The 15999-nt window shown below is 64.0% G+C and carries 16 protein-coding genes and 2 pseudogenes; 13 read left to right on the top strand and 5 right to left on the bottom strand.

The annotated features are described in order from the left end of the window. Window positions 1–69: 69 nt before the first annotated feature. On the top strand, window positions 70–348 hold the full coding sequence (locus tag FJV77_RS14220; protein WP_142867431.1) for a hypothetical protein: 279 nt from the start codon (window positions 70–72) through the stop codon (window positions 346–348). 129 nt (window positions 349–477) lie between these two features. Then, window positions 478–1203 (top strand): peptide-methionine (S)-S-oxide reductase MsrA, encoded by a 726-nt coding sequence (msrA, locus tag FJV77_RS14215; RefSeq protein ID WP_142867430.1) that lies wholly within the window; start codon window positions 478–480, stop codon window positions 1201–1203. A gap of 166 nt (window positions 1204–1369) precedes the next feature. On the opposite strand, the gene FJV77_RS14210 is transcribed toward msrA, so the two are convergent. Together FJV77_RS14210 and FJV77_RS14200 are read right to left on the bottom strand one after the other, a co-directional pair. Then, the gene (locus FJV77_RS14210) at window positions 1370–2374 is read right to left on the bottom strand and encodes a cytochrome d ubiquinol oxidase subunit II (RefSeq protein ID WP_142867429.1); all 1005 of its coding nucleotides are present in this window, start codon (window positions 2372–2374) and stop codon (window positions 1370–1372) included. A 275-nt stretch (window positions 2375–2649) separates the two neighbouring features. Beyond that, window positions 2650–4011: a cytochrome ubiquinol oxidase subunit I gene (locus tag FJV77_RS14200; protein WP_142867428.1), complete on the bottom strand. Its 1362-nt coding sequence runs from the start codon at window positions 4009–4011 to the stop codon at window positions 2650–2652. 270 nt (window positions 4012–4281) lie between these two features. Between FJV77_RS14200 and FJV77_RS14195 the strand changes: the two genes are divergently transcribed. From FJV77_RS14195 to FJV77_RS33385, 3 genes and pseudogenes are all read left to right on the top strand, one after another. Further along, entirely contained in the window at window positions 4282–5223 is a 942-nt protein-coding gene (locus FJV77_RS14195) for an ABC transporter ATP-binding protein (protein ID WP_142867427.1), read from the top strand. Beyond that, window positions 5220–5981, top strand: coding sequence for an ABC transporter permease (locus tag FJV77_RS14190; protein ID WP_142867426.1), 762 nt, complete (start codon window positions 5220–5222; stop codon window positions 5979–5981). Before FJV77_RS14195 ends, FJV77_RS14190 begins: the two co-directional genes overlap by 4 nt. Before the next feature lie 99 nt (window positions 5982–6080). Beyond that, window positions 6081–6140, top strand: a pseudogene (locus FJV77_RS33385) (hypothetical protein); the annotation flags it as partial. A gap of 144 nt (window positions 6141–6284) precedes the next feature. Here the strand turns inward: FJV77_RS33385 and FJV77_RS14180 are convergent. After that, on the bottom strand, window positions 6285–7316 hold the full coding sequence (locus FJV77_RS14180; RefSeq protein ID WP_142867425.1) for a phosphatidylglycerol lysyltransferase domain-containing protein: 1032 nt from the start codon (window positions 7314–7316) through the stop codon (window positions 6285–6287). 157 nt (window positions 7317–7473) lie between these two features. On the opposite strand from FJV77_RS14180, the gene FJV77_RS14175 reads away from it, so the two are divergent. The 3 genes from FJV77_RS14175 to FJV77_RS14160 all read left to right on the top strand — a co-directional run bounded on the left by FJV77_RS14175 (window position 7474) and on the right by FJV77_RS14160 (window position 10125). Next, on the top strand, window positions 7474–8646 hold the full coding sequence (locus tag FJV77_RS14175) for an NAD(P)/FAD-dependent oxidoreductase (protein WP_142867424.1): 1173 nt from the start codon (window positions 7474–7476) through the stop codon (window positions 8644–8646). A 316-nt stretch (window positions 8647–8962) separates the two neighbouring features. Beyond that, complete coding sequence (locus FJV77_RS14165) at window positions 8963–9448, top strand: MarR family transcriptional regulator (protein WP_142867422.1); 486 nt, start codon at window positions 8963–8965, stop codon at window positions 9446–9448. Then, on the top strand, window positions 9445–10125 hold the full coding sequence (locus tag FJV77_RS14160) for a GNAT family N-acetyltransferase (protein WP_142867421.1): 681 nt from the start codon (window positions 9445–9447) through the stop codon (window positions 10123–10125). Before FJV77_RS14165 ends, FJV77_RS14160 begins: the two co-directional genes overlap by 4 nt. Window positions 10126–10141: 16 nt before the next feature. Here FJV77_RS14160 and FJV77_RS14155 read toward each other — a convergent pair whose 3' ends face one another. Beyond that, window positions 10142–10366, bottom strand: a complete 225-nt coding sequence (locus FJV77_RS14155) for a hypothetical protein (RefSeq protein WP_142867420.1) — start codon at window positions 10364–10366, stop codon at window positions 10142–10144. A gap of 240 nt (window positions 10367–10606) precedes the next feature. On the opposite strand from FJV77_RS14155, the gene FJV77_RS14150 reads away from it, so the two are divergent. The 4 genes and pseudogenes from FJV77_RS14150 to FJV77_RS14135 all read left to right on the top strand — a co-directional run bounded on the left by FJV77_RS14150 (window position 10607) and on the right by FJV77_RS14135 (window position 14036). Further along, window positions 10607–10948, top strand: a complete 342-nt coding sequence (locus FJV77_RS14150) for a hypothetical protein (protein WP_142867419.1) — start codon at window positions 10607–10609, stop codon at window positions 10946–10948. A gap of 7 nt (window positions 10949–10955) precedes the next feature. Continuing rightward, window positions 10956–11672 (top strand): phosphatase PAP2 family protein, encoded by a 717-nt coding sequence (locus FJV77_RS14145; protein WP_142867418.1) that lies wholly within the window; start codon window positions 10956–10958, stop codon window positions 11670–11672. A 288-nt stretch (window positions 11673–11960) separates the two neighbouring features. After that, window positions 11961–12199 (top strand): annotated as a pseudogene (locus FJV77_RS14140) (helix-turn-helix transcriptional regulator); the annotation flags it as partial. Between the two features lie 106 nt (window positions 12200–12305). Further along, window positions 12306–14036, top strand: a complete 1731-nt coding sequence (locus FJV77_RS14135; RefSeq protein ID WP_142867417.1) for a SulP family inorganic anion transporter — start codon at window positions 12306–12308, stop codon at window positions 14034–14036. Between the two features lie 18 nt (window positions 14037–14054). Here FJV77_RS14135 and FJV77_RS14130 read toward each other — a convergent pair whose 3' ends face one another. After that, window positions 14055–14912, bottom strand: coding sequence for an ATP/GTP-binding protein (locus tag FJV77_RS14130; protein ID WP_142867416.1), 858 nt, complete (start codon window positions 14910–14912; stop codon window positions 14055–14057). 115 nt (window positions 14913–15027) lie between these two features. Between FJV77_RS14130 and FJV77_RS14125 the strand changes: the two genes are divergently transcribed. Beyond that, on the top strand, window positions 15028–15828 hold the full coding sequence (locus FJV77_RS14125; RefSeq protein WP_142867415.1) for a helix-turn-helix transcriptional regulator: 801 nt from the start codon (window positions 15028–15030) through the stop codon (window positions 15826–15828). Window positions 15829–15999 lie beyond the last annotated feature (171 nt).

The raw sequence follows: 15999 nt of genomic DNA, 5'->3' as shown, positions 1-15999 counted from the left end.
CCACCTCACGCCGCAACAGCGGCACAACCGGGCTCGCATCCGCGCGCCCTCATCACAGAGGAAATACAAATGACCAAGACCCTGACGGCACTCGCCTTTGCGCTTTCGATGACGGCCTTCGCCGCCGGCGCCCGCGCCGAAGACGCCATGAAGCCGGCCGATCCGATGGCCACCGAGGCGATGAAGCCCGCGGATGCCATGGCACCGGCGACCGATGCCATGAAGCCGGCCGACCCGATGGCGACAAATGCGATGAAGCCCGCCACGGACGCCATGAAGCCGGCCGATGCGATGAAACCCGCAACGGATGCGATGAAGCCGGCGGACGCGATGGCGCCTGCGAACTAATCGTCGCGCAGCCCCCTCTCCGACTCCGCGAAGCCGCGACCGAGAGGGCGAAGGCGCCCGCCCCCCCCAAATTGAGAACCTTGCGGCGGCTTTCGTCGTATAGTGTTAGAGAGCAATAGGAGATCAGACATGACCGGCATTGCAAAGACGAGAACGCCGATCGTCAAGAGCGCGCTTGCCGCGCTCATCGTCGCCGCGGCGGCGGCTGCCTTCTGGCAGAGCCCGGCGCGTTCGGCCGAGGACGCGGTGGTGATCCCGCCGCCCGCTATGGACGAGAAGGCCGCCAGCGGCAGCGAGAAGGCGATCTTCGCCGGCGGCTGCTTCTGGGGCGTGCAGGGCGTCTTCCAGCACGTCAAGGGCGTGACCAAGGCCGTCTCCGGTTACACCGGCGGCGCCAAGGATGACGCCGTCTACGAGACGGTCGGCAGCGGCCGCACCGGCCACGCCGAATCGGTCGAGGTCACCTACGATCCGTCCAAGGTGACCTACGGCCAGCTGCTGCAGGTGTATTTCTCGGTCGCGCACAACCCGACGCAGCTGAATTTTCAGGGTCCCGATTCAGGCACCCAGTATCGCTCGACGATCTTTGCCGAGAATGGCGAACAGCAGAAGATCGCCCAGAGCTACATCGCCCAGCTCGATCAGGCGAAGGTGTTCGACAAGCCGATCGTCACCACGCTGGAGACCGGCAAGACCTTCTATCCGGCCGAAGAGTACCACCAGGACTTCCTGACGCTGAACCCGACCTACCCATACATCGTCTACAACGACCTGCCCAAAGTGGCGAATCTGAAGTCGCTGTTCCCGGCGCTGTACAGCGAGAAGCCGGTGCTGGTGTTGGCGGGCAAGAGCTGAGCACCTAATCTCCCCCCTCGAGGGGGAGATGTCGCCGAAGGCGACAGAGGGGGTCGGTCCGACCGGACGCGACCTCCTGCGGCAGAAGAAGGTTAGCGCTCCACGCGCTGCGACCCCCTCTGGCCTGCCGGCCATCTCCCCCTCAAGGGGGGAGATCAGCTACTCCTCAATCATACGTCAAATCCGTCGCCTTCCCGCCAAACACCCTATACGCATAGAACGAATAGAAAATAATCACCGGCAGCACGACGACCGTGCCGGCGAGGATGATGGCGAGGCTTTCCGTTGCTGACGCCGCCTGCCAGATGGTCAGCTTGTCGGGCACCACGAAGGGGTAGAACGACCACGCCAGCCCGGCAAAGCCGAGCGCGAAGATGGTGGCGAGCGTCAGGAACGGCCGCAGCGCATGGCGGTCGTCGGGCTTCGGCAGATGGAAAGTCTGCCGCCACAGCCACAGGAAGAGCAGCGCCGACAGGATAGGCAGCGGCGACAGATAGAGCATTTCGGGCCAGACGAACCATTTTGCGAAAATGCGCGGGCTGGCGAAGGGCGTGGCCAGCGACACCGCCGCCATGCCGAGCGCGGTCAGCACCAGCGTGGTGCGCAGCCAGGCCACTGCTTTCTTCTGCAATTCGCCTTCGGTCTTGTAAATCACCCACGCGGCGCCCATCGCGGCATAGGCCGCCGACAGGCAAAGCGCCACCAGCCCGCCAAAGGCGATGCCGCCAAGGCCGACATCGAGGCCAAGCACGTAGACGCCGAGCATATAGCCCTGCGCCAGCGAGGCGATGATGGAGCCGAGGAAGAAGATGCGGTTCCAGCGATGCTTCTTGCCAGACGGCACCTTGGCGCGGAAGTCGAAGGCGACGCCGCGCAGGATGAGGCCGACCAGCAGCACGAAGACCGGAATGTAGAGCGCGGTGAGGATGACGCCATGCGCCATCGGGAAGGCGACCAGCAGCAGCCCGACGGCCAGCACCAGCCAGGTCTCGTTGGCGTCCCAGAACGGGCCGATGGCCGCAATCATCGTGTCCTGCTCTGCATCTTCCGCGACCGAGAACAGGATGCCGATGCCGAGATCGAAACCGTCGAGAATGACGTAGATCAGGATGGCCAGGCCCATCAGCCCGGCGAAGATGAGGGGGAGCGCGGTTGGCCAGTCGAAGGTCATTTTGGTCTCCTCACGCGCCAGAGCCGTTCAATTGGAATGCGGGCTCTATCTGCCAACCTATTGCCGAGGTCGGCGCTGCCCCTCATCGCCCTGCCGGGCACTTCTCCCCGTATAGTGACGGGGAGAAGGGGGCTGGCCGCAACTTCGGCACCCATTCCGCAACGGTGGTGACTGGCGAAATCGTCGGTGACAGCGCCCCTCTCCCCGTCTCTATACGGGGAGAGGATGCCGGCAGGCAGGTGAGGGGCGGCGCTGACCGTGAAAGTGTGCATTCCTCACTCCCCTGCCGCCGGTTGCGACATGGCCGTCTTCATCACGCCCGGCAGCGGCGAGGTGTCGCCGTCCTTGGCTGCCTTCAGCGCCAGATGCACCAGCACGCCGAGATAGGCGATCAGCAAAAGCACATAGAGGATGAGATAGACGGCAAGCGTCAGCGCGACATGGCTGCCGGCGACCGGGCCAACGGCGTCCGCGGTTTTCAAGACGCCGGTGACCAGCCAGGGCTGGCGGCCGATCTCGGTCGTGTACCAGCCGGCGAGCGTCGCGAGCCAGCCGGACAGCGCCATCGGCACCATCAGCATGGCCAGCGGCCTGGGCAGGCTATGGCGGCGCTTGAGGAAGAAGGTCGCCGACCACGAGACGATGAGCATCAAGATGCCGGTGCCGACCATGATGCGAAAGCCCCAGAACAATGGGAGGACCGGCGGATGGAGGCCGGGATAGTCATTCAGCCCCGGCACGATGCCGCGGGTCGAGTGCCGCAGCACAACACTGGCGCCATCGGGAATGGCGACCTCGAACCTGTTTTCCTTCGTCGCCTCATCCGGCCAGGCGAACAGCACCAGCGGCACGTTGGGGCCGGTGTTCCAGTTGGCCTCCATGGCCGCGATCTTCTGCGGCTGGTGCTCCAGCGTGTTCAGCCCGTGCTGATCGCCGGCAAGGATCTGGATCGGGATCAGGATGGCGGCGGTGAAGACGCCGGTGCGCAGCGCCTTCCACATCGATTCCGAACGGTCGCCGGTGAGATAGCGCAGCGCCGACAGGCCGGCGATCAGGAACGAGACGGTGAGCCCCGAGGCAAGCAGCATGTGCGTCAGCCGATAAGGCATGGACGGGTTGAAGACGATCGCCCACCAGTCGACAGGATGCGCCTTGCCGTCGATTATCTCGAAGCCGGCCGGCGTCTGCATCCAGGAGTTCAGCGCGATGATCCAGAAGGCGGAGAGCGTGGTGCCGCCGGCGACCAGCACGGTGGCCAGCGTGTGGACGCGGTTGGAGACGCGGCGGAAGCCGAACAGCATGATGCCGAGGAAAGCCGCTTCAAGGAAGAAGGCGGTGAGGATTTCGTAGGCCAGCAGCGGGCCGGCGATGTTGCCGACCTTTTCCATATAGCCCGGCCAGTTGGTGCCGAACTGGAAGCTCATGGTGACGCCCGACACGACGCCCATGGCGAAGGACAGCGCGAACACCTTCACCCAGGTGAAATAGGCGCGCATCCAGGCGGAATCGTTGGTCGCGTTGTAGCGGAGCTTGAAGAACAGCAGCACCCAGCCAAGCGCGATGGTGATCGTCGGAAACAGGATGTGGAACGAAATGTTCGCCCCGAACTGCATTCGCGACAAGATGAGCGGGTCCATGGCGGGCTCCGGCTGCTGTTGTTGGCGCAGGATAGGCCGCCGATGCGGTCCGGTCAAAGCGGCGTGGCGCCACGCGGGGCGCGTTGTCGCAGCAGATCGGGCCAAACCGTCAGCGCCGCCATAAGGCCCCCCACAACGTCCCTGGCGTGGCCGCGAAAAGAGAACGTTTGTCCAGAATTGTCAGCAATGGCATTGACTTCCGGGAGCGCGAACCGACATTCAGCGCAATAATAATCCTCCCGCCTCTTTCAAGCAGTCGTTTCCCGCCCCATGCCTTCCACCAATTCGCCTTCCATCATTTCGATTTCCGGCGTCACGAAGACCTACGCCACCGGCTTCAAGGCGCTGAAGGAAATCAACCTCGACATCGAACGCGGCGAGATCTTCGCGCTGCTGGGGCCGAACGGCGCCGGCAAGACGACGCTGATCTCGATCGTCTGCGGCATCGTCAACCGCTCGTCGGGTACCGTCACCGTCGACGGCCATGACATCACCAGAGACTACCGCGCCGCGCGCAGCCTGATCGGGCTGGTGCCGCAGGAATTGACCATCGATGCTTTCGAGAGCGTCTGGGCAACCGTCAATTACAGCCGCGGCCTGTTCGGCAAGGCGCCCAATCCGGGCTTCGTCGAAAAGGTGCTGCTCGACCTCTCGCTGTGGGACAAGAAGGACGCCAAGGCGATCACGCTGTCGGGCGGCATGAAGCGCCGGCTGATGATCGCCAAGGCGCTGTCGCATGAGCCGCGCGTGCTGTTCCTCGACGAGCCGACCGCCGGCGTCGATGTCGAGCTGCGCCAGGACATGTGGGCGATGGTTCGCCGGCTGCGCGACGACGGCGTCACCATCATCCTCACCACGCATTACATCGAAGAGGCCGAGGCGATGGCCGACCGCGTCGGCGTCATTAACAAGGGCGAGATCATCCTGGTCGAAGGCAAGGCCGAGCTGATGCACAAGCTTGGACGCAAGCGGCTGCTGCTGGAGCTGCGCACGCCGCTGACCGTCGTTCCCGATGCTTTCTCGCGCTATAAGCTGGAGCTGTCGCCGGATGGCGCGCAGCTGACTTACACCTATGACAATCAGAGCGAACGCCCCGGCGTCGCCTCGCTGCTGCGCGAGCTCGAGGCGGCCGGCATCCAGTTCCGCGACATGGACACGCAAAACTCTTCGCTCGAGGAGATCTTCGTCAACCTGCTGAGGCAAGAACCATGAACTGGCGCGCAGTCTGGGCGATCTACCGGGTCGAGATGGCGCGTGCGTTCCGCACCGTGCTGCAGAGCATCGTCTCGCCGGTGATCTCGACATCGCTCTATTTCGTCGTCTTCGGGTCGGCCATCGGCTCGCGCATCACCGAGATCGACGGAATCAGCTACGGCGCCTTCATCGTGCCCGGCCTGATCATGCTGTCGCTGTTGACGCAGTCGATCTCCAACGCATCCTTCGCCATCTATTTCCCGAAATTCGTCGGCTCGATCTACGAACTTCTGTCAGCGCCGGTGTCCTATCTGGAGATCGTCATCGCCTATGTCGGCGGCGCGGCGACCAAGTCGATCATCCTTGGCCTGATCATCCTGGCGACGGCCTCGCTGTTCGTGCCGCTGCACATCCAGCATCCGTTCTGGATGCTCGCCTTCCTGGTGCTGACAGCGATGACCTTCAGCCTGTTCGGATTCATCATCGGCATCTGGGCAAAAAGCTTCGAGCAACTGCAGCTGGTGCCGCTGCTGATCATCACGCCGCTGACCTTCCTCGGCGGCAGCTTCTATTCGATCAACATGCTGCCCGAGGTCTGGCGCACGGTGACGCTGTTCAACCCGGTCGTCTACCTGATCAGCGGCTTCCGCTGGAGCTTTTATGGCAAGTCGGACGTCTCGGTCGGCATTAGCCTCGGCATGACGGTGGTGTTCCTGGCGGTCTGCATCGCCATCGTCGGCTGGATCTTCCGGACCGGCTACCGGCTGCGCAACTGAACGACAGCCGGCAAAGCCTACGCGGACGGTAGAGGCTAAGGCACATTCGATCGCAGGTCAGAGGCAGCGGCAGCATCACGCGACGGGCGGCTCCGGAACCTGATTGCCCAGTCCGCGCAGATCGAGATTCGTGGCAGCGGCGACGCCGAGGTGACAACGCAGGCAGATGCCGATGTCACGATTTCCGGCAGCGGCGATGTCGATCTCTACGGCCATCCGACGATGAAGCACCGCCTGGGTGTTGTCGGTCAAATCTACATTATGCTGAGGGCAGATCGGCCGGGCTCGCCGTCACGGATCTTGCTAGACCGCCTTGATCAGGCGCAGCAGGCCCAGCATCTCGACCAGCGTCCCTTTGCGGAAGGCGATATAGGTCGGCTCCTCGACGCCATGGAAGCGGCGCTTGAACGCCGCCTGGCCCTTGAGGTTGAACTTTGAGCGGTTGACCCAGGGCGATTCATAGGCGCGCTCGAAGGCGTTGCGCCAGAAGCTCGATTCGGCAAAGTCATTGGCCCCGACATCGAGCATCGGCGACAGGCCGAGCGTGACGACGGAAATGCCTTCATTGCGAAAGCGGTCGACGGCGAATTTGGTCAGCCCGATCTCGGCATGCGGCGAGGCATCGATGTGCTTGCGCTTGAACGAGGTGGTGTAGCCGATCACCTTGCCGTCCCTGAACAGCGGATCGAAATCGAGCAAGGCGACAAGCTCGCCTTCCGGGCTGTAGAGCACGAAACGGCGCATATCGATGCCGAGATGATCGGCAAAGGGGCGGTTGAGGAAGGCCATCTCCCAGCGCTTGACGATGCGGTCGGCCCGCCAGTTCTGCGACAGGCGCTGGACCTCGTCGAGGTAGACCGCTCCCTCGCCAAAGGAAAACCCCTTCTTCAACAGCCAGCGTTCGGAATAGCGCACGGTTTCGTTGCGCTTGCCGGAAAAGTCGTGCGCGGGAAGCTCCAGCCGGGTGTCGATTCCGAGACGGTTGACCTGGTAGCCGAGCCCGGACAGCACGCGCGCCGTCGGTTCGCCGATCTGCACGAACCACGGGCTGCCGGCGGCTTCGACAAAGCGTCTTATGTAGCCGGGGCGGTCGGGCGTATGGGCCACCGGGTCGCCGAGCGCGAAATGGTGCTTCATCTTGGTGCCGAAGGCGATATAGCCGTCGGCGTCGCCGAAATAGGACAGTTTTTGCTGCACGGCGGTCGAATAGGCCAGCGAGAAATCGCCGTGCTGGCGGACCAGCGCCAGCCGCTCGACATGCGACAAATCCTGGCGCGGCACCTTGGCTGCGGCGCCCTCCAGCAGTCTGTCGAGAAAGATACGCAAGGAGGGCATGGTCGAGCTTCCGCGTGCCGATGATAAACAGAGGCCTGCCCCCAAGGCCTCGAATCAGTCGCATTGACGCGACCTCATTATCGATCATATCGCCCATGTGCCATACAGGACGTGCCATCGGGTCCCCATGGCGCAGCTAAAAGGGAATCTCGACCGAATGGCGGCAACGACAAGCGAAACGATCCCTATCGTCCCGGGGCCGAAACGCTCTGATGAGACGGTGATCGTCATCGGCGCCGGGGCGGCCGGCTTGGCAGCTGCCGACGCGCTTGGCCGGCGCGGCATGGCGGCGGTTGTGCTGGACAAGGAACAGCGGATCGCCGAACCGTGGCGGCGACGACACGAGAAGCTGACCCTCAATACGCATCGCGCGCTGTCGGCCCTGCCTCGTCTCGCCTATCCGCTGCGCACCGCAGCCTTTCCGAACAAGGATGTCATCGTTGGCTATCTCAATGATTTTGCCCGCGCCCGCGGCATAAAGGTCGAATTCGGCACTGCCGTCGAACGGATCGAGCGCAACGGCGGCCACTGGCTCGTCCATACCAGTCAAGGAGTGCTGAGCGCACGTCACGTCATCGTTGCCACCGGCCGTGACCGCTTGCCGTGGACGCCGGACTGGCCAGGCAAGGCGACTTTCACCGGCAAGCTCGTCCACGCCGCCGATTTCGGCACAGCGGAAGACTATGCCGGCAAAAAAGTGCTGGTGGTCGGCGCCGGAAATTCCGGCTTCGACGTGCTCAACCATCTCGCCCGCGCCGACACGGAAGCCGTGTGGCTGTCGGCCAGGCAAGGTCCTTCGCTGATGCCGAAGCGGATCGGCAAGGTTGCCGTGGCGCGCTTCGGCGGCTTCATGGCGATGCTGCCGACGTGGGTTGCCGACGCCCTGATCGCTGCGACGCAACGGCTGGTGTTTGGCGACCTCACCCGCTTCGGCCTGCCGCCGGCGCCGAAAGGCGGCGCCAGCCGGCTCGGCGTCGAGCAGATCGCGATCGCCGTCGATGATGGCGCCGTTGCTGCGTTGAAGGCCGGACGGATTTCGGTGGTGGCGCCGGTGACGGCCTTCGAAGGCCCGGGCGTGCGGTTGAACGACGATGCGGTTGTCGAGCCGGATGTGGTGATCGCAGCGACCGGCTATCGCACCGGCTTGGAGGCCATGCTGGGCGATCTCGGCGTGCTCGACGCCAAGGGCGTGCCGAAAGCCAATGGCGGCACGCCAAGCGGCCAGCCCGGCCTGTGGTTCATCGGCATGCGCCCAAGCCTGACCAGCTATTTTCATAGCGCCGGCCTGCAGGCTGAGGCGATTGCCAGGCGGATCGTCAGAGAGTCGTAGCCGCTGCGGCCTCGGTGATTGGCCGAGGCACTCATGCCGTCGTCATCCACGGGCGGAGCAAGGAGCGTAGCGACGCGGCGCAGACCCGAGGATCCATTCCGTGCCGTCTGTGCGATGCTACGGTGCAGGTTCTGCTTCGCCGCGTCCACGGCCAAGGTCCCGGCATGGATCCCTGGGTCTCCGCGACGGAGCTTCGCTCCTGCTTCGCCCAAGGATGACGAAGCTGAGATGCTTGCGGCGAACCTCCAGAGCAGGCTCTTGAACTTGTTCGTTGCCTTGTTATATAACATGTAATGAATAGGCGGACAGACCCACCATGGAAGACGTCATCCGATCCCTCGGCTATCTCACCCTCGGCAGCAGGCTGAAGCGCATCGGCGAGCAGCTGCAGGCCGATACGCAGCGCATGCTCGATGGCCTAGAGGTGCCGGTCCAGTCGAGCCAGTACCCTCTGCTGGCCGCGCTTGATCGGCTCGGGCCGCTGCCAGTCGGCGAGCTGGCGCAGTCGCTCGGCATCACCCAGCCTGGCGTGACGCGCAGCGTGGCGCTGCTGGCCGAGTTGGGGCTGGTCGAGGTTGTCCAGTCGGACGGCGATCAGCGGCGGCGAATGGTCTCGCTAACAGGGAATGGCCAGCGCCTAGTCGACAAGGCCAAGCGGGACGTGTGGCCGCGCATAGAGAATGCCGTCGCCGACCTATGCAAGGGCCTTACAGGGCCCCTTCTAGAACAGCTCTCCGCACTAGAGGACGGCTTGGCGGCGGCCCCGCTTGATCGCCGTGTGAAACAAGGTGTCGCGCCATGAGCCATGTCCTCGACCGGCCCGTCTGGAGCGCGCTCGACACGCGGCATCGCATCTTTGCCTATGGCGACAAGCTCGCCAGGCGCTATCCCACGTCGATCGCCCCCTTCGCCGCCACCGCGACGGACGATGCCGAAAGCCTGGAGGCCTTCGGCAGGCTCGTCCCTCCAGGCGAAAGCGTGATCATGGCGCAGGTCGACGCCATTGCCCTTCCGGACGGCCTGTCGGCAATCTCGACCGCCGATGCCGTGCAGATGGTCGCTGAGAAGCCCATGCCGGCCGTGTCGGACGAGCGTGTGCAGCAGCTGACCCTGGACGATGCGGCCGAGATGCTCGCTCTGGCGTCGCTGACCAAACCGGGCCCGTTCACGCTCAAGGCGTTGAGCCTAGGCGAGTTCTGGGGCGTAAAGATCAGTGGCAGGCTGGCGGCGATGGCCGGCGAGCGCATGAAGCAGCCCGGCTACAGCGAACTCAGCGGCGTCTGCTCGCATCCGGACTTTCGCGGCGGCGGCCTCGGCAGGCTGCTGTCGGTGTTCGTGTCCAACCGGATCATGGCGCGCGGCGAGGTGCCCTACCTGCACGCCTATGCCAACAATGCCAGCGCGATCGGATTGTACGAATCCATCGGCTTCCGGCTGAGGTCAAAGATGAACGTGGCCGTCGTGCAGCGCGCTGGCTAGGCCGCCCTTTGGGGCCTTAAGCTGATTTCGGCTCCAACCGGCGGAAACCGACGGTTTCCATAAGCATATCCTCTTCGACCATGCCGGCATTGTGGAGCGCGAGCACGTTCAGCGCGATCTCCCGCGCCTCGGCCGAATCGGGATGCACGTCGCGCCTGCGGCAGGCCTCGTCGAACACACGTTGCAGCTTGGCGATGTCATCGGGCCTGAGCAGGCCACGGTCATAAACAGACTTCGGCATGGCAGCCTCCTCCGGAAGACCTAGGGCGACAAGAATAAATGTCCAATCTTTCCCGAGGCTTGAGTGGATCAGTCGCCTGGATTTGGGGTGAATCCGGCCCGAGCGTGGCAATCAGACCGCGATCTTGCTGCCACCATCCCGCTACCTCTCATCACGGTCAGGCTTGTTCCGCCGCAGTCCGCTTGACGTACCGGCACGCTTGCGAAACAAGGGCTCCCACAAACGACAGCGAGGGACAAAGTGAGCTTCTGGGGACTGGCGCAGCTCGTCATTTCGACGGTGATCTTCCTGCTGGCGGCAACCGCGGCCAAGCAATGGGGGCTGGCGCCGAGCCTCGGCAAGATCGTGGTGACGCTGGCGCTCTACACGCTGGGCAATCTGATCATGTTGCGGCTGGTGCGCGAGTTCGGCATGTCGGTGTCGTTCAGCCTGTCGGCGGTGATCCAGCTGGTGTCGGTCAATGTCGTGGCGCTGGTGTTCTTCGGCGAACGCGTCAATGCGTTGCAGGCGACCGGCCTCGTCCTGGCGATCGCTGCCGTGGCGCTGATCACGCTCGGGCCCTATCTGCAAGGGCGACTGTAGGACCCCGATGAAGATCTCCTCAAGCACGCTCACCAACTGGTTTGAATTTCCGGTACTGCTGGCCGGGTTGGTGATCGCCGGCGGGCTTTGGGGGTTCGAGGAGCTGATGGAAGTGGCGCGCGACACCACCCCGCATGCTTTCGATACCGAAATCCTGCTCGCCTTCCGCCAGGCCGGCCACCCGGACGTCCCGCTCGGTCCGCTCTGGCTGGAAGGGGCGATGCGCGACATCACCAGCCTTGGCAGTTCCGCGGTGGTGACACTGATCGTCACAGCGGTGATCGTCTACCTCCTGCTGATCCGCAAGGTGGGAACGGCGCTGTTCGTCCTGGTGGCGGTGGCCGGCGGGCAGCTGCTGTCGACCTCGATAAAGGTCGGCATCGACCGACCGCGCCCGGACCTTGTCTCCCACCTCGTCAACGAGACGTCGCTGTCCTTCCCGAGCGGCCACGCAATGCTGTCGGCAGTAACTTATCTGACGCTCGGCTCGTTGGCGGCGCGCTTCCTGCCGGGACGCACGACCAAGATCTATGTTCTCAGCCTCGCCGTTCTGACGACGCTCCTTGTCGGCGTCAGCCGCGTCTATCTCGGCGTCCACTGGCCTTCTGATGTGCTCGCTGGCTGGTGCGCCGGCTTCGCCTGGGCGATGCTGTGCTGGCTGGCAGCGCGGCTGCTGCAGCGACGGCATGCGGTGGCCGATAGTGGCAGCGAGCTTGAAGACTGACGGTTCGGAGCGACAATCAGATCAGCCGGTTGATCAGCCCATGTCCGCAGCCTGCCAGCAGAAAAACCGCCGACAGCAAGGCTGCCGATGTCATCATGGTCTTGAAAATCTTCAACTGATATCTCCCCGCCAATGAGAACCAAGGCGTTAGCGTAGCATGCTTATCCCGTTTTCCCACCGTCCGGCTCCACAGACGGATCATGTTTCATGTATGCATCATGATGGTTGAAACATCACAATGATTATACTATACCTCGACCCCGCAGACTCAGACGGGGGTTCCGGCCGATGATCACTGCCGCGCAGATGCGCGCCGCGAGGGCGCTGGCCGGCATCGATCAGAAGACGCTCGCCGAGCGCGCCGGGGTTTCGCTTCCGACCATTCAGCGCATGGAAGCGAGCGACGGCGTGGTCAGGGGCTGGTCGACACGCTGATGAAGGTCATCCAGGCTCTCGACGAGGCCGGGGTGGAATTGATCAGCGAGAACCAGACCAGCGATCGCGGCGGCCGCGGCGTACGCCTCAAGCCGGTCGCGCCGAACCCGTAAAGCTGAGCCGGCATACAGTCGCGACGGCGACCGCCGACAGTCCTGCCGACGATCCCGCCGCCTTCACGCAAGCGGAAGGCAGTCCATGGATCAGATCCGGCGATCAGCGCATCAACCGGCCCAGAAGTCGGCCCAGAAATCGGCAAAGCCGACATTTTCCGAGCTGTTTACACCCAAGCTGGTGACGGTCTGGCGCGAGGGTTACCACCTGCCGCAGTTCAAGGCCGACTTCGTGGCCGGGCTGACCGTCGCCATCGTGGCACTGCCGCTGTCGATGGCGATTGCGATCGCGTCGGGGGTGACGCCAGAGCGCGGCCTGTTCACGGCCATTGTCGGCGGCTTCATCATCTCGGCATTCGGCGGCAGCCGCTTCCAGATCGGCGGCCCGGCCGGCGCCTTCATCGTGCTGGTGGCGGCGACGGTGCAACGCGAAGGCGTCGACGGGCTGCTCTTGGCAACGATGATGGCCGGCGTCTTCCTGCTCGCCATCGGCTATCTCAGGCTCGGCACCTACATCAAATTCATCCCCTATCCGGTGACGGTCGGCTTCACCGCCGGTATCGCCATCATCATCTTTTCCGGCCAGATCGTCGAACTGTTCGGGCTGACGCTTGCCGGGCCGGAGCCCGGGCCGCTGCTTCCGAAGCTGATGGCGATCGGCGCGGCGGCCGGCACGATCAACATCTCGGCGACGCTGGTGGCGGTGCTGACCATCGCCACCATCGTCGCGGTGAAGCGCTGGCGGCCCGGCTGGCCGGGCATGCTGATCGCCGTCGGGCTGGCCTCGCTTGTCGTGGCGCTGCTTTCCTTGCCGGCGGAAACGATCGGCACCCGCTATGGCGGCATTCCGCGCAGCCTGCCGTTTCCGGCGCTGCCGGCGCTCAGCCTCGACAAGGCGATTGCGGTGCTGCCGGACGCCGTGGCCTTTGCGCTGCTCGGCGCCATCGAATCGCTGCTCTCGGCCGTGGTCGCCGACGGCATGACAGGGCGGCGGCACCGCTCCAATTGCGAGCTTGTCGCGCAAGGCTTTGCCAACATCGCGTCTGCCCTGTTCGGCGGCATCTGCGCCACCGGTACCATCGCCCGCACCGCCACCAATGTGCGGGCCGGCGCGCATGGCCCGGTTTCGGGCATGCTGCACTCGCTGTTCCTGTTGGTCTTCATGCTGGTGGCCGCACCGCTGGCCAGCTACATCCCGCTTGCCGCCCTCGCCGGCGTGCTGGCGGTGGTGTGCTGGAACATGTTCGAGAAGCAGGCCTTCGTCACGCTGCTGCGCGCTTCGCGCGGCGATGCGCTGGTGCTGATGGCGACCTTCCTGATCGTCGTCTTCCGCGACCTCACCGAAGGCATCGTCGTCGGCTTCGCGCTGGGCTCGATCCTGTTCATCGACCGCATGGCCAAATCGATCGCCGTCGAGGCAGACCTGCCGCTGGTGCAGGACGACGTCGCCGACAGCAGCGGCGCCTACGATGCCAGCGAGGCGAGCGATGCCGACACCGTCGTCTATCGCATCTCCGGTGCCTTCTTCTTCGGCGCCGCCTCGACCGTCGGCACGGTGCTCGACCGTATCGCCGACCAGCGCAAGAACTTCATCCTCGATTGCTCGGCGGTGCCGTTCTTCGATTCCACCGCGGCCAATGTCATCGAAGGCGCGGCGCACAAGGCGAAGCGCGCCGGGGTGCGATTCATCATCGCCGGCGCCTCGCCGCAGACACGGCGCACGCTCATCAACCACGGCGTCAAGCGGCCGCTGGTGACCTTTGCTGCCTCGATCAACGATGCGCGGGCGCAACTCAAAGCCGCACCCGCTGACTGAGCAGGCAAGTGTGCGTTGTCAGTCCAGGCTCAGCACCGCGATCTCGCCCTCGTTCATTAGTGGCACGAAGATCCGCGTGCCGTCGGTGCCGATATCGGCGCTGCCCGGCTTGAACTGCGCCACTGCTTCCGGCGTGCCGCCGACCTTGTAGCGATAGAGCGAGCCGGTCATGTAGGCGGTGGCGTAGATGCTGTCGCCGATGGCGACGACGCCGTCGAGGTCGGCAAAATTTTGCGCGCCGGGCAATGGCGTGACGGCTTTACTCGCGATATCCACCGACAACAGGCCGCCGGGCTCGGCGGTGCTGAAGTCGGGCTTGATGCCCTTGCCCCAGGACGCCACGATCAGCCGATCGCCATCGGCAAAGACACCGTTGGGTGACGCCAGCATCGCGTCCTTGACGAACAGCTCGGGCTTGTCGCCGTCGATGCGGTAGATCGCGTCGGCCAGCATGTCGGTGACATAGAGTTTGCCCGACCTGTCCGACGTCACGTCGTTGAGGAAGACGGCGCCAGGCACATCGATGGTCGACACGAGCTTGCCGCTGGCGAGATCGACGACGCGCACCTTGGTTATGTCGGCGACGTAGAGCTTGCCGCCGGAGATCGCCGAGCCCTTCGGCGCATCCATGCCGTCGGTCCAGTGTTGCGTTATCGTCTTGCCGTCCGGCGACAGCACCGAGAGATAGCCGTTGCCGTCGGCTTCGCCGGGATTGCCGACGATGTTGGAGACGATGATGCGATTGTTGGCGGCGTCGAACAGCGCCGATTCCGGCTGCTGGAAGCCGGAAACGCGCCAGACTTCGCCGGCCTGGGCGACTGGTGCAAGCGCGATGCCGAAGGCGGCGAAACAAATCGAGGTGATGAGGGTTTTCATGGCCGGGTCTCCTGTGATGACAAGCGCAGAGCTAGAGTTTTCGATACTTTCCGGGAAGACCGATTGCCGCTAGTATCGGAACCCGATACCAAATGGCGCAAAAGAGGTGCATCCCATGAATGGCCTGATCTTCGAGGCGCTGAAGCGGACGCTGAAGGCCAAGGGCGTCACCTATCGCGACCTTGCCGAGCGCATGGGCGTTTCCGAGCCGACGGTGAAGCGCATCTTCCATGAGCGCAATTGCAAGCTCGACCGGTTGGTGGAGATTTGCGCTGCCGCCGGCGTCGAGCTGGAAAACGTGCTGGGTTCGATGAACAGGGGACCGGGACCGGTCAACCGCATCGCGCCGGAGATTGAGCGCAAGCTCGCCGGACGGCCGGCGCTGCTGTTCATCTTCGTCATGCTGTCGGAGAAATTCACCCCCGAAGGCGTCATGCGCTCGCAAGGCCTGAGCGAAGCCTCGATGTTTCTCTATCTGCGCGATCTCGAAGCGCTCGGGCTGATCGCGCTGGGCAGCGGGCTGTCGGCACGGCTGCTGGTCGACACGCCGATCCAGTGGAATTTCGAAGGGCCGCTCAGGCCATTGTTCGAGATGACCAACAAGAATTTCATCGGCTGGGCGATCGCCCATCTGGAGCGGGAAGCGACCTTTGTCTCGTTCTCGCGGCGGATGCGGCCGGAAACGGCCGAGATGGTGAAGCGCGAGGCCGAGGAACTGGCCGAGCGCGTCAAGCTGCTCGCCCATCACGACCAGCACACAACGCCCGAGGACGAGTTGACCGGCTACAAATGGACGTTTGCTTTCGGTGCGACGCCGTTTCCGGCGATCATGCCGATCGGCCCGCACCCCAGGGATGCCGGAGCGTTCGACCGGCCCGCGGCTCCTGCAAAGGGACGCCGTCCTTTGCCGGCCTGACACGGCCAAGCCTCCGCCCTGTCCTGCTTCGGTTTTCAACATGATCTTTTGTCTGGACGTTTTTGCCCTTTGCAGCCGCATTTCAAAAATGAAACCACATTCATGATAGAGTTCGCGCACTGATTTGCCGGACTGCAGAGGTCGGGTTTGCCGAATGCGTGACACGTCCCC

This window comes from Mesorhizobium sp. WSM4306 (assembly GCF_007003975.1).
Taxonomy (GTDB): domain Bacteria; phylum Pseudomonadota; class Alphaproteobacteria; order Rhizobiales; family Rhizobiaceae; genus Mesorhizobium.
The sequence above is the reverse complement of the archived record's forward strand: the minus strand, read 5'-3'. Positions and strand labels throughout refer to the sequence as shown.